Below are 12,843 nucleotides of genomic sequence, written 5' to 3' on the forward strand. Positions count from 1 at the left end.
GGCCACCATGGCTGTTGCCGCGCCTGCCAGCAGCATCGTCCGGAAGTATCTGCGGGTCACATCTCGCATGGTTTCATCCCCTTACTCGTCTCCCCGTATAGGGAGTTGTTCGAGTAGAGCATTTTCCATGCCAAAGCCTCGGCACGTTGAACTACCACAAGTATTTCGTGATGAACTCGTAACTCATCCCACTGATGTCATATTTTTCGACGGGCTTCCTCAAGACATTGGTTGAATATCCGACTGTTCGAATAGTTACGGTGCGGCTACCGAAGCGGCCTGAGCACCCGAACCACAGAGCAAGTATTGTTTCAAATCCAGAAATAGGCCGGTTTGCCCATATATTAGCTTTCTGGACTCGACTCGCAAAATTATCATGAATGATTTGTATGATAGAGAGTAATAGGTCTGATATCGAATCATTATGGCTCGCTATTCGGCCGATTTGCCTTCAGATTGTTAAACCAAATACTGTATATCGCCGGAAAGTTGTTAGCCCGCGTTCTTTGAATGTAAAATTTTGCTAGAATCTAGAATCTTCGAAGCATCTTCTTCATGACCGACGATCCCTGAAAGTCGAACCTGACAGATCCTTTCTTTCCGAGAGGAACCACCTCCGTTACCCCGCGGCGTACTCAAGCAACGGGGGGCAAAGATACTATGATTCGACACAACATCGACGCATTCTTGACAATCGATCGCCATTTTTTTGTCGAATTTGCTCACACGCCTGACTCAGTTCGAGAAGTCCAGCACCTGCGCCATCAGGTCTTCCGCACCGAACGGGGCATCTTTCCCGGCCAACCCGACAGTGCCATCGAGGCGGATGAATACGACGTGCGGTCCCGCCACGTGGTGCTGCGCAACCGCGAGGATGGGCAGGTCATTGGCACCGCGCGGCTAGTGGCCAACCCCCGCGCCGCTACGCAGCGTGACCTGCCAATGCTGCGCTACTGCAGCCCCGACCTGCTGCGCCACCTGCCGCTGCGCACCACCGGGGAGATCTCGCGCTTTGCGTTGTCCAAGCGGCGGCGTCCTGTCGGCACGCCGCCGGACCGGCTGCTGCGCCTGGCGCTGATGCGGGGCATCCTGCGGGCCAGCCTGGAGCTTGGCCTGACGCACTGGTGCGCGCTGATGGAGCCTACGCTGCTGCGCCTGATGCGCAGCAGTGGCATCCGCTTCAGCCCCCTCGGGCCGCTCGTCGAGGCCTTCGGGCTGCGCCAGCCTTCAGCAGTCGCTATCGGGCATGCCCTCGCCGATGGGCGCAACCAGCACCCGGACCTGTACCGCTTCGTGGCCGGCGCGCCTGAACCGGCGCCGCGACGGGAGATGCTCCGCCTCCCCGCCCCCTGCTGCGTCGCCGCACCGCCCTGAGGCGCGGGACAGGCCTACGCCACGACCCAGACATCCGCGACGCGGACCGTCGATATGCCGACGGTCACATCGAGTTCCACCTGCGCCGCACCGCCCGCGCATCGGTATTCCAATACAGCCGGCCGGATGTCGTGGCGTAGAGCAGCACGCCGCCGCCCGCGGTGGTTGCCTTGGCCCCCCTGCCCTCTTGCCCCGACTGCCCCTGTCTGGCTGTCCTGAGAACCCCACCCGACGCTGACGAGGACTGGTCGCGGGTCTTCGCGCCGAAGGCCGGCCTCAGCGCTCCGAAGTCACCGGGCGAAGCTGGCGGTTGCCGCGCTTCCGGTCGCCCTGCTCGATCTCGACCTCGTCACGCCGGAGGGTCTCCTGCACCGTCTCGACCCGCTGCGTGCGTTCAGTCCGCACCACGATCTCTTCGCGGAGACGCAGGCGCTTCTCCACAGTCGGAACCTCCTCGGTCTCGACGACCTCGACCGTCAACTCGGTCAGGATCTCTCCCGTGACCTTGTCGCTCACGGGCCGGCGGCGCTCCACGATGACCCTCTCGCTCTGCAGGGTGACCTGCCGTTCGACCGGGGTCTCGACGACAAAGCGGCGGACACGCGTCGTGCCGAGGTTCTCCGTGCGCTTGCCGACCTCAAGGGTCTCCTCGCCAAGCGGGATCACCTCCTCCATTCCGGAGGCCCCGCGCACCTCAGTGGCGTTTCCGGTTGGCTGCCGGTTCTGCATCGCCCCGAGCCAGGGCCACATGAACATGTTGGTCATCGCCACGGCTTGGGCCTGAGCACGACGGCCTGCGTCGGCAGCTGGCACTGCAGCGGGCACTGCGGCGGCAAGCTGGGTGACGTCACTCACGGCCTTGCTGGCTGCAGCAACAGGCCGCAGCGCCGCGTCGACAACCCGCCGCGCGTCAGCGCGGACGCGCTGGTCGGCAGTGGCCTTCTCCCGCTCAGCCGTCGCAGCCTCCTGGGCCCGCAGCTCCGCCTGCCGGGCCAGGAACTCGGCCTGCTCGCGCTCCTCCCGGGCCTTGGCCCGCCGCTCCTCAGCCTCGTCCTGCTTTGCCTGCTCGGCCTCGGCAAGGCTCGCTTCCATCTTCTCCGTGACGCCCAGTACCTGCTCCTCGCTCAGCGCCCGCTGCACCGCCGGAAGCAGTTCCTTCTTGTCGTCGCGGGCGTGCTGGCGGAACGTCTTCTGCAGATCAGCAAGCTGTTCGGCGAAGGCCGGGTCGTTCTTCGGCATCGCGTCCAGCTCGGCAAGCTTCGCGCGCAGCTCCTTGTTGTCCCGGATCGCTTCGGCGACCAAGTCCTTGGTTTCAGGGTTCTTCTTGAGGATCGGGAAGAGGTGCTGCTCTTCAAGACCTGTGTGAAGCTCCAGCTCGGCCTTGAGGTCGGAGAACAGTTTCTCCCTGGTCTTCACCGCACCATCCGAGGTTTCGGAAAGCTTGGCAAACAACTCGTTGGCCTTGGCCGGGCCGGCCTGCATGAGAGTTCTGAGGGTCATTGTAATATCCCTGTCACGGCGCTGACATGAGCCATGTGATGTTGCGGTGTAGACGCGATCTGCGTGAGATTTATCCGCTGATTTGACAAGCGGAACTTGAAACCATCATTTTGATTTCGCGAATACTATTTTGCTGCGATGCAGCATGTCAACATCTGAATGGACATATGGTTGCACGCAGCTGCGCACGCGGGCTGCTGGTTCAGCAGAGCCGAGCAGCCATCGCCGCTGCAGTGTTCAACCCCACGAACCCGAAGCCATAGACCGCCGGCCGCCCGTCGAAGAGCACTGTCAGCTCGCCCTCCTCCAGGTCGAGGCCGCTGATCACGCCGAGGTCGCCGTTAAACACCTCCCGGTCGTAGTTGTTGGCCACCTGCATCACCTTGTCGCCCAGGGCGAAGGTCCAGCCGAAGCGCTCCACCCGCAGTGCGCCCGGCGGGTTCAGCGCCCGCGCGCTGAGATCGCCGCGGTTCATCGGGCACAGCACCTGCACGTCGCGCACTATCGCCAGCGGGCGGCGCACCCCCTCCCCCGGCTCGTCCGCCTCCACGAAGAAGAAGTCCGAGCCCTCCGTCGCCTCCAGCTCCGGCATCTGCCCGTGGTTGATGCGGTGCGCGTTGACGATGACGCGGCTCCTGGCCGCCTGGCGGAACACCTCCGTCAGCCGCACCACTGGCACGGCGCCGGAGACGATGACATCGGCCAGCACCTGGCCGGGCCCGACGCTGGGCAGCTGGTCGACGTCGCCCACCACAAGCAGCGCCGCCCGGTCTGGTAGCGCCCGCAGCAGCGCCCGCATCAGCGGCACGTCCACCACCAGCAGGTCGCAGGCGAGCGGGTGCGCCTCGTCCCGCTTGAAGCCGCCGGTCTTGGGGTCGGTCTCCAGCAGCCGGTGGATGGTCTGCGCCTCAAGCCCGGTGCTCTCCGACAGGCGCTTGGCGGCACGGCCGGTTGGCGCGCACAGCGCCACCTTGACGCCCTTGGCGGTGATGATCTTCAGGATGGAGTTGACCAAGGTGGTCTTGCCCACCCCAGGGCCGCCGGTGATCACCAGCACCTTGGAGCGCAGCGCCAGCCGCACCGCCGCCAGCTGGCTCTCGGCGAGCCTCAGGCCGGTCCTGGCCTCCACCCACGGCATCGCCTTAGCTGCGTCGATCTCGGGCCACAGCGGGCGCCCAGTGGCCAGGACAATGCGACGTCCTGCTTATCCTGATGTCGACTCACGTGTTCAGGTCGCATTCTGTGCGGCTAGGGCTCGGTGCACCAGGTTGGGCGCTGGCACTGCCAGCCCGCGGCGGCATTGCAATTATCGGCGAAGGGAGGGTTCCGCCTAGTGGCGCGAGCAGCTGTACGCTTTCGGCTCTGACCTATGCGACTCGATTAGGCCGCATCTGCTACGCCAGCCAATTTGAACGAGCCGATTAGACATGTCTAATTACGGCTTTCTGCTGTTCGTCTGCGCGTGATCATGGCGCAGCACGCGGAAAGCTGTATTCACCGTAGGGATCAAGGGGGGATTCGGGGATGCAGAAGGCCGCCGCGCACCAGCATGCCGCAGAGGCGAAGAATAGGCGCTGCCGAATCTTGTTGATCAGCAGTCCGAAAGGCGGGTCAGGGAAGTCGGTGCTCAGCCGCCACCTCCTTGTCAGCGCCGCCCAGGCGGGCATCAAGTCCATCGGGCTGGACTTCGATCGACAGCAGACGCTGTCAAAATGGGCGGCGCGGCGGGCGCGCACGCGGGAGGCCTTCCCGGACTTTGCGGAGACGCTTGTTGAGCCCGTCTCGTTGGGCGACTGGCGTGCGGCCCTGCGCCGGACGGAGGGCTACCGGCTTGCCGTGCTCGACACGCCGCCGAGCGTGGAGGACCACCTGCCGGCGATTGATGGCCTCGGCGAATCGGCCGACCTGATTTTGGTACCAGCTGTGTGCACGCAGGACGATGTGGAATCCGTCGCCCCCTGGGTGAAGGCGCTGGCAGGGAAGGGCTTCACCACCTCGGTCGTCCTCAACAGGGCTAACCGTCGCACAACCAGCTACGCGCGCATGCGAGGCGTCTTGGTAAAGGCTGGCTCGGTCTGTCCGACGGAGCTGCCGCAGCTGGAGGACATCCACGTGCCCTCGGCGAAGGGTCTCACGCTGCTCGACTACTCAAAATCGCGCGGCATCGAGCCATTCGAGGAGATCTGGGCGTATGTGCGCCGGGAGATGGGGCTGTGAGCGCAACGACAGGAAAGCGGTCGAAGGCTGCGCTGAAGGCATTCCTAGCCGCGGATGAGGACGCCGCGACCGAGGAGGTCATGGTGGACCCGCGGGCGGCCGAGCTTCGCTCGCTTGGCGTTGAGGACCCGGCCGCGATCCAGGCCATCCGCGAGGTTTTTGCCGGCACAAGCCTGCCGGACGATCATGAGAAGGTTCGGCGCATCCTGCGCACACGAAGCGAGATTCAGAAGGAGTGGGGCGACGCCCGCGATTCCTTCCTCGCCATCGGGCGCGCGCTGATCTCGCTCGAGGCTGAGCTGACGAAGGCTGAGTTCACACGCCTACGGCATGGTACTGAGCGCCTCTTCCCGTTCTCTGATGCCACGGCTACGCAGCTGCGCCAGATCGCTCGGGCCGTGGACGGCGGCCGCATCCCCGCGGCAGCTTGCCCTGGGAGCTACGGCACTGCGTACCAGATCACGCTGCTGACGGAGCCCCAGCTGCGGGCAGCATGGGACAGGGGGCTGATCCGCCCTGACGTGACCCGACGCGAGATCATGCAGCTTCGCCGGGAAGTGGCGGTCGACGGGGCCGAGCCGCCGCCGCCGGGGCGCCTGGACCGGGCGCGCCTACGCGATGAGCGGGCTCGACTCGGCGAGCGGCGCTCGCGCCTGGTCGAGGAGCTGGCGATGATGGAGCGCCGCATCGCCCATATCGACGAGCTGCTGTCGCCGGTGATTGACGGCGAGGCAGAGATGGTTGGGTAGGCCGTGTCGCTGGCAGGGGAGGACCCGCTGCAGCCCTCCGAGCCTGGACTCTGGCGGGGGCCGGCGCGCGGGCGCCGCGAGACAGGCGGAGGTTCTAAACAAGACTGGACTTTGGCGGGCTCAGCCGCCCACGGAGCGACGGTGCCCGCGTACACCGAACGCTACTACTCTTGGGGAACTTGGCGCCACCGGCGGACGCGACGGGCAAAGCGTGATCCCGCGCTCGTGCAGCTCGACATTCGCGTCGGGATAAACGGCAGTGGCGAGAGCCAGCGTGTCCTTGAACTGGTCGGTAAAGTGGTCGAGGCGCTTCACGCCGCGGCCGAATTGCCCGTGCAGCGCGCGCCAGCTGATCGGCGTGGGTTCGGTGAGGGCGTGCAGGCGATACGCAAGCCAGCAGTAGACATCAAGCGCCATGCTGTTGTTTGCGATCTGCCGAACCGCCGTCTCCTCGATCGGGACAGGGTGCTTTGTAAGTTGCTGGAAGAACATGTCCGACAGCGTCGCCGTTTCGATGAAGAGGCTGCCCTGTACGTTGTCATCCTCGACGAACATTGAGGTGTCGAGCAGGTTCTGGTTTACGAGCCCGGTGCGACTGCCCTGCTTGATGGTGAAGGTCATCCTGCAGCGACTCAGCCGTTCCGCCTGGTCGCGCACGTCTTTCATGGACTTGCCGCCGATTGGGATTCCCAGCCGGCGCAGCCAAGCATGAAGGCTCTTCCCGAGCTCGATCTCTCGGCTGTTCGTGCGGATCGCCTCGGACTGGAGGTAAAGCAGAATGAGGCGTGCGCGGCTGCCGTACGGAACGCCGACGCTGACTGGCTGGCCGCCCGGCACGGCCCGAAGGCCGGGCTGTACGATGAGGGTCACACGCTCGGTCGTGATTTGCCAAGGCGCATCGTCAGGCAAGCGCTTGTGCGGAAGGGCTGCCTGGGCCCAGCCCGAGTAGAGGAAGCCGATCTCGACCTCCTCGCTGGCGAGGTAGGCCGCCGCCGCTTCTACAACTCGACGGTCGAAGTCAGAACGGAGCGCGGCCTCTCGGCCCGCCTCCCTCAATAGCTTGTGGACCTCACCCATGGCGACCACCCATTGGAATGGGCCCTAATCTGCCGATTGCCGGTGGGTTCGTCATGCTGGACTCTGCCGGGGACTTGCTAGAACTATTGGTCTAAGAACTTGTAGTAGGCGGTCAGAGTCCAGTGGAAAACCCACTACACCCTTGATTCGGCTACTCCGACCTTTTTCTGTGAACCCGCCAGAGTCCAGTTTTTTCCCGGAAGAGATCAGGGCGTTGTGGATCGAGCGCACGGTGCCGAATCGGACATCGCTGAAGGCTGTAGATCGCGACTCCACAACGTCCCCCGGTAGAGTCCAGCTCCTGCCGCGTATCATGCGACTAATGGCCTGCACACTCGCACGTTAAAATCCGGCTCTGGCGCCTGCCTGCTGCTGCTGCGGCCTCACCACCGCCGGCGAGCGTATCCCGCGTTACTACGAGGGATCAGGTCAATCTTGTAGCGCGTGGCCAAGTTGGAGACCAACTGCCGACGCGGCATGGCTGCCTACAGCCCGACCCTGCTGGCGGTGTTGTCGCGAAACAGGCCGCCGCGGCGGACATAGCCGCCCAGCACGGCGGCGGAGCGGTGGCGGGTCTGCTGCATGATGGCGTGCTCCGGCACGCCGGCGCGGGCGGCGGAGGTGGCAAAGCCGGCGCGCAGCGAGTGCCCGGCAAAGCCGGCGGGGTCGTAGCCGGCGGCGGCGACGGCGGCCTTCACCGCCCGCGCCACGTCGCGGTCGGACAGCCGGCGGGCGGTGGCGCGTCCGCCCTTGGTCACCGAGACGAACACCGCCCCTCATGCGATCCCGGCGGCCTCGCGCCAGGCCGTGAGCGCCCGCACCGGGCAGGTGAGGGCGTGCTGGCCGTGCGGCAGGGCGATCTCGGTGCCGGCGCCGTCTGGGTCGGTCTTGGAGCGGCGCAGCGACAGCACCAGGCCCTCCGGCACCGGGCGCAGGTCGGCGAGGTCCAGCGCCACCAGCTCCGACCGCCGCAGCGCCGCAGCGAAGCCCACCAGCAGCAGGGCACGGGGTGCTGGGGACGCGCGCCCCGGGAGGCGGACATGACGCTCGCGGCGCCTGACGACGACGGGCGGGCCCGGCGCCGGCGCGCTTGCCATGCGGCCGGGTGGCCGGCGAGGCTGTGGTCGGAGCTGAGGGTGGGCCTCGGCGGGGGCATTGAGCTGGGACGGACGGTTGCGGGCCGAGCCGGGCAGGGCAGGGCAGGGCGTTAATGGGTGAGGGCCTTCTCCACTACGTGACCTGGCCCGGCCGCGCCGGCCTGCCGGCGCTGGTCCTGCTGCATGGCAGCGGCGGAAACGAAACCTCGCTGCTCGGCTTCGCGCGTGCCGCGGCGACCGGCCATCCGCTCGTCGCGGTGCGCGGACGGCTGCCATGGGAGGGCGGCTACGCGCATTTCCGGCGCAACCCCGACCGGACCCTGGATGAAGCCGACCTCGCCCGCGGTGCGATCGCGGTGTGCGAGCTGCTCGGCCAGCTTCACGCCGGCGGCCAGCAGCCGCCGATCCTCCTCGGCTACTCCAACGGCGCGATCGTGGCCGCCGCCGCGCTGCTGCGCGCACCGGGCCTGAGTACCGGCGCGATCCTTCTCCGCCCGCTTTCGCCGCATCCCGGGCAGGCGTTTCCGCCGCTCGGCGGCTACCGCGTCCTGCTGGTGGCGGGCGCGACCGATGCGCGCCGGGCGGCTGCGGATGCGCCGCAACTCGCGGCGCAATTCCGCGCTGCAGGAGCGCGCGTGACGGCGTGTGCCCATCCGGGCGGCCATGCCACCTCCGGCGCGGATGAGGTCCATGTCCGCGACTGGCTTCGGCGCCAGGCGCGCGGGTGAGGGGCCTCAGGAACGGCGCGGCGTTGCCAGCCGACTTCTTGAGGCATTTCCCGTGCCCCAACGTCAGCTACAGCGCCGAAGCTGCGCTGCGCCGTCTACCACTTCCAAGCCGGGTTATGGGTGGTAGAGCCTGTCGGTCAGGGTACGGCGGAAGGCGCGGCGGGCTGCTGCACTTAGCGCGCCGTTTTGGGATCCCGGCCACCCATGATTGCCTGCCTTTCACGCTCAAGGCGGCGCTCGTCCAAGAAGGGTTGAATCCAATCGCCGCCGACCTTGTGGTCAGCCAGAGAACCCGGCTCCTCGACCAGAAGGCCAGGTTGGCCAGGAGTGGCCCCTTCGATCCTCAGGGCAGCAAGCTCGTCCTCAACGATGGGAACGAACTCCTCCTCAGAGACCTGGTCAGGCGACCGCTGCTCCGGCTTCGGGCGCCGTGTCCGCTTTTTCGCGGTGGCAGCTTCGCAGCTGCCACGCGCGGCTGCTTCCGGAGAAGACACCATGGCCGGTCCTTTCGGTTGCTGTGACAAGAACGCCGATAGCTCCCAAGCCGGGAGGTGGACAAGCTGGGCGCGCGCCTCTGCCCGCTCAAGCCGCTGATGGTGTCCGATAAATATCCATTACCGGACACAATTTCGGGGCGCAACAGGATGCGGGAAGGGGGTGGTGGCGGTTTATTCGAGTTGTTTGACCCCAACGCGGTGTTAAGGTCACCACCGCTCCATAACCACCTGAAAAGCCTTCTTCCTGTGCCCATATCCGCGCCGTGGCGCGAACCTCCGGCGCGGCTCCAGGCCCTGGCGCGCGCCGCCGCCGCCTTGGCCCGGCTCGACCAGGCCAGCGCCCAGCACAAGCTGCTTCCGGCGCTGCTGCACCGCGCCCGGCTCGACGCCGTGCGCCGCCAGGCCGCGGTCGACGGTTTCCTCATCGACCCCTGGCACCTCGCCGCCCTGACCGAAGGCCTGCGGCCGCGCCGCCTGGCCGGCGCCCAGAGCCTCGCCGAGGCCGGCGGTGGAGTGGCCCCCATCAAACCGGACATGCGGCTTGGTTGGTTGACTGCAGGGCGATGAACTCACGCGGCGAGCGCATGCGCAAGCCGGAGTGGGGGTGGACGGTGTTGTAATCCTCGAACCAAGCGGGGATCTGCTGCAGGACGGAGATGGCATCCGGCCTGGGGTTCACGCGGGCATAGTCGCGCTTGAGGGTTTTGACGAACGCCTCGCAGACGCCGTTATCCGGCATGTAGGTGGCGGTGCTGCGATGTCCTGCCGGTCCTGACCAGGATCGGGCTATGGTGAGACCATCCGGGACACGGGGCACCGGGAGCACGCAAGTGCGGGCAGGCCGTCCGAAAAGACATGAGTTGAGAACTCGAGCTCGTTATCTGGCCGCCCCTGCGACCTGCCCGGATGCGCTGCGAGCGCGGATCCGTAGTTGTCGTGTCGCCCGCAAGCTCCCGTCTTCTCACCACTAGCCAGGAGGAGGTGGCACCATGCGCGTCATCGGAATGGACATCCATCGCGTCTTCGCCGAGGCGGTGGCGCTGCTGGACGGGGTGGTCACCCGGCTGGGCCGGGTCGACATGCGACGCGACCGACTGGAGGCGTTCGCCCGCTCGACGCTGACCCACGACGACCATGTCGTGGTCGAGGCGACGGGCAACGCCGCGGCCGTCGTCGAGGTGCTCTCCCCGCATGTCGGTCGGGTCGTGATCGCCAATCCCAAGCAGGTCCGCCTGATCGCCGACGCCAAGATCAAGACCGACAAGATCGACGCAACCGTGCTGGCCAAGCTCTATGCCAGCGGCTTCCTGCCCGAGGTCTGGGTGCCTGACGCGCGCACCGAGGCGATGCGCCGCCAGGTGACCCGGCGGACCCAGCTGGTCCGGCAGCGAACCCGGCTGAAGAACATCGTGCAGTCCATCCTGCACGCCCACCTCGTCCCGCCCTGTCCGCATGGCGACCTGTTCGGCAAGGCTGGACGCGGCTGGCTGGCCGGGCAGTGGCTGCCAGAGGACGAGCGGGTGGCGGTGGAACGGCACGTCCGGGAACTCGATCGTCTCGGCGAGGAACTGAGCGGTGTTGAACGCGACATCGCCCGGCGGGCGCTCGACGATGCGGCCGTGAAGCGGCTGATGACGGTGCCGGGGATCGACATGGTGGTCGCGGTCGGCCTCGCCGCGGCGATCGGCGATGTCAGCCGCTTCGCCGCCCCCCAACGGCTGGTCGCCTATCTCGGCCTGAACCCCAGCGTCCATCAGTCGGGCGATGCGCCAGTGCGGCACGGGCGGATCACCAAGCAGGGACGCGGCCAGGCCCGTGGCATGCTGGTGGAAGCAGCCTGGGCCGCGGCGCGCTCTCCGGGGCCGCTACGGGCCTTCTTCCTGCGGATCTCGGCCCGTCGCGGCCAGCATGTCGCCGCGGTCGCGACGGCCAGGAAGATTGCGATCGTGGTTTGGCACATGCTGCGCGATGGCAAGGACTACATCTGGGCAAGGCCGGCGCTGCACGCGAAGAAGTTGCGCGACCTGCAGCTCCGGGCGGGACACCAGCCCCACCGTGGCCAGCGCGGCGCCGCCCATGCCTACAACCAGGCCGCAACACGCGACGCCGAGCGGCGTCAGGCGGGCGAAGGCGAGGCAGCGTATGAGCGCCTCACCAAGGGATGGCAGCCGGCGGGACCGCGACGGGTGCGCATGGATGCCGCACAGGAGGAGCGAACATAGGCTGCGCGGCGGGGCTTTCGCCTCCAGGCCCCGCTCTTCGCCACGCGGTCACCCATGCGCAGGAGAAAATTAGCACGGAATGTAGAAAGGGGCTGTTCAAACTCATCCGTGCTTTCGGGGCTGCGGACCGGCGTGAAGCACGGCACGAGGTTCAGCGCGGCGGCGAAGTCGGTCGTCTCCGCGGCGGTGTAGGCGGAGCCATTGTCAGCGAGCCACTGGACGGGCTGCGGGGCGCGGATGGCGTCGAACCGGCGCTCGACGCAGTCGAGCATCATGTCTCGGATCATCTCGCCAGAGATGCCGCCGCCGGCGGTGGCGACCCAGGCGATGATCTCGCGGTCATGGGTGTCGATGGCAAAGGCGACGCGGACGACCTCGCCATTCCAGCAGGGGATCTCGAGGCCATCGGAGGCCCAGCGCTGGTTGGAGGCGGGGGCGACGACGGTGCCCTCATGGGCGCGGATCGGCCGCCTGCCGGTGTGGGGCTGAAGCAGCAATGAGGAGAGGCGCATCAGCCGGAAGATGCGCTTGTGATTGATCAGGGGCTCGCCGGAGCTGCGCCTGGAACGGTTCAGCAGGGCGGTGACGCGCCGGTAGCCGTAGGTCGGGCGAGCGTCGGTGATTGCTCGGATCTCGGCCAGCACGGCCTCGTCCTCGGCACGGCGGTAGGGGCCACGCCGCGGCCGGTCGGGGCGCCGGAGCCTCTCGACCAAGTTGGACCTGGCGACGCCGAGTGTGTCGGCCACAGCCTTCACTGGGAACCGCCCCGTGGCGGCGACGGCAAGCGCAACGCCTGTTTTTTTGGGCGTGCGGCTTCCAGGGCCTCGCGGAGGATCTCGGTTTCCATGGTCTTGCGGCCAAGGAGGCGCTCCAACTCACGCACCTTCGCCTCGAGCTCGCGGACACGGCTCGCGGCCACCACGTCCTCGTCAGCCCTGACCGCCTCCAGGCCACCCTCGGTCATGCGTCGCCTCCACCCAAAGAGAAGGCTGGGGGACACGCCATGGAGCCGGGCGACGGCGGAGACCGTCATGCCGGGCTGCATCGTCTCCTCGACCAGTCGGACCTTCTCTTCGGCACTGTAGCGTCGGCGGCGCTGGATGCCGGTGATGATTTCGACGCGCTCGATGGGCTTCGACATAGGCGCACGCCTAGGCTTCCACCTAGGCCCTCACGGTTGCGCCGCGTGTCCGGTCGAATTGGGGGCCGCTCCAGGCGGGGTGTTCGAGGCCGGCCGCGCCGCGCTCGCCCTGCACCGCTGGCTCACCGCGCCGGATTCTCGGGACGAAGCCGAGGTCCAGGCGGCGTTTGGGGCGCTGCAGGCCAGCACCGCGACCGGCGTGGCGCTGCTCGACGCCGCCGCCGCCGCCTGGCACTGGCTC

At 67.0% G+C, this 12,843-nt stretch carries 12 protein-coding genes and 2 pseudogenes; 6 read left to right on the forward strand and 8 right to left on the reverse strand.

What is annotated here, in order from left to right; genetic code table 11:
• The first annotated feature begins 660 nt into the window (after positions 1 to 660).
• Complete coding sequence (locus ACFHPP_RS28925) at positions 661 to 1,374, forward strand: GNAT family N-acyltransferase (RefSeq protein WP_437166697.1); 714 nt, start codon at positions 661 to 663, stop codon at positions 1,372 to 1,374.
• A 276-nt stretch (positions 1,375 to 1,650) separates the two neighbouring features.
• Here the strand turns inward: ACFHPP_RS28925 and ACFHPP_RS28930 are convergent, their stop codons facing one another.
• Both ACFHPP_RS28930 and ACFHPP_RS28935 read right to left on the reverse strand, forming a co-directional pair.
• Positions 1,651 to 2,874 carry a DUF2382 domain-containing protein gene (locus tag ACFHPP_RS28930; RefSeq protein ID WP_437166698.1) on the reverse strand — a complete coding sequence of 408 codons (1,224 nt, stop codon included), beginning with the start codon at positions 2,872 to 2,874 and terminating at the stop codon, positions 1,651 to 1,653.
• 250 nt (positions 2,875 to 3,124) lie between these two features.
• Positions 3,125 to 4,078: pseudogene (locus ACFHPP_RS28935) on the reverse strand (ATP-dependent DNA helicase); the annotation flags it as partial.
• A gap of 320 nt (positions 4,079 to 4,398) precedes the next feature.
• Here ACFHPP_RS28935 and ACFHPP_RS28940 point away from each other — a divergent pair.
• Together ACFHPP_RS28940 and ACFHPP_RS28945 are read left to right on the forward strand one after the other, a co-directional pair.
• Positions 4,399 to 5,091: a ParA family protein gene (locus tag ACFHPP_RS28940; RefSeq protein ID WP_437166699.1), complete on the forward strand. Its 693-nt coding sequence runs from the start codon at positions 4,399 to 4,401 to the stop codon at positions 5,089 to 5,091.
• Positions 5,088 to 5,840, forward strand: coding sequence for a hypothetical protein (locus ACFHPP_RS28945; protein WP_437166700.1), 753 nt, complete (start codon positions 5,088 to 5,090; stop codon positions 5,838 to 5,840). Before ACFHPP_RS28940 ends, ACFHPP_RS28945 begins: the two co-directional genes overlap by 4 nt.
• 120 nt (positions 5,841 to 5,960) lie before the next feature.
• On the opposite strand, the gene ACFHPP_RS28950 is transcribed toward ACFHPP_RS28945, so the two are convergent.
• The 3 genes from ACFHPP_RS28950 to ACFHPP_RS28960 all read right to left on the reverse strand — a co-directional run bounded on the left by ACFHPP_RS28950 (position 5,961) and on the right by ACFHPP_RS28960 (position 8,014).
• Entirely contained in the window at positions 5,961 to 6,917 is a 957-nt protein-coding gene (locus ACFHPP_RS28950) for a replication protein RepA (RefSeq protein ID WP_437166701.1), read from the reverse strand.
• A gap of 485 nt (positions 6,918 to 7,402) precedes the next feature.
• Positions 7,403 to 7,687 (reverse strand): tyrosine-type recombinase/integrase, encoded by a 285-nt coding sequence (locus ACFHPP_RS28955; RefSeq protein ID WP_437166702.1) that lies wholly within the window; start codon positions 7,685 to 7,687, stop codon positions 7,403 to 7,405.
• Between the two features lie 6 nt (positions 7,688 to 7,693).
• Positions 7,694 to 8,014 (reverse strand): hypothetical protein, encoded by a 321-nt coding sequence (locus tag ACFHPP_RS28960; protein WP_437166703.1) that lies wholly within the window; start codon positions 8,012 to 8,014, stop codon positions 7,694 to 7,696.
• 113 nt (positions 8,015 to 8,127) lie between these two features.
• On the opposite strand from ACFHPP_RS28960, the gene ACFHPP_RS28965 reads away from it, so the two are divergent.
• Positions 8,128 to 8,742: an alpha/beta hydrolase gene (locus ACFHPP_RS28965; protein ID WP_437166704.1), complete on the forward strand. Its 615-nt coding sequence runs from the start codon at positions 8,128 to 8,130 to the stop codon at positions 8,740 to 8,742.
• Positions 8,743 to 9,293: 551 nt separating this feature from the next.
• Positions 9,294 to 9,806 carry a hypothetical protein gene (locus ACFHPP_RS28970; protein ID WP_437166705.1) on the forward strand — a complete coding sequence of 171 codons (513 nt, stop codon included), beginning with the start codon at positions 9,294 to 9,296 and terminating at the stop codon, positions 9,804 to 9,806.
• Here the strand turns inward: ACFHPP_RS28970 and ACFHPP_RS28975 are convergent.
• A pseudogene (locus ACFHPP_RS28975) lies at positions 9,763 to 9,969 on the reverse strand (integrase core domain-containing protein); the annotation flags it as partial. The gene ACFHPP_RS28970 and the pseudogene ACFHPP_RS28975 sit on opposite strands and share 44 nt — an antisense overlap.
• Positions 9,970 to 10,243: 274 nt before the next feature.
• On the opposite strand from ACFHPP_RS28975, the gene ACFHPP_RS28980 reads away from it, so the two are divergent.
• Positions 10,244 to 11,461, forward strand: a complete 1,218-nt coding sequence (locus ACFHPP_RS28980) for an IS110 family transposase (RefSeq protein ID WP_437166708.1) — start codon at positions 10,244 to 10,246, stop codon at positions 11,459 to 11,461.
• On the opposite strand, the gene ACFHPP_RS28985 is transcribed toward ACFHPP_RS28980, so the two are convergent.
• Entirely contained in the window at positions 11,356 to 12,105 is a 750-nt protein-coding gene (locus ACFHPP_RS28985; RefSeq protein ID WP_437166706.1) for a DDE-type integrase/transposase/recombinase, read from the reverse strand. The genes ACFHPP_RS28980 and ACFHPP_RS28985 overlap by 106 nt on opposite strands.
• Positions 12,106 to 12,212: 107 nt before the next feature.
• Positions 12,213 to 12,602, reverse strand: a complete 390-nt coding sequence (locus tag ACFHPP_RS28990) for a transposase (protein WP_437166707.1) — start codon at positions 12,600 to 12,602, stop codon at positions 12,213 to 12,215.
• Between the last annotated feature and the right edge of the window lie 241 nt (positions 12,603 to 12,843).

Source organism: Falsiroseomonas sp. E2-1-a20 (genome assembly GCF_051433195.1).
GTDB lineage: Bacteria > Pseudomonadota > Alphaproteobacteria > Acetobacterales > Acetobacteraceae > Falsiroseomonas.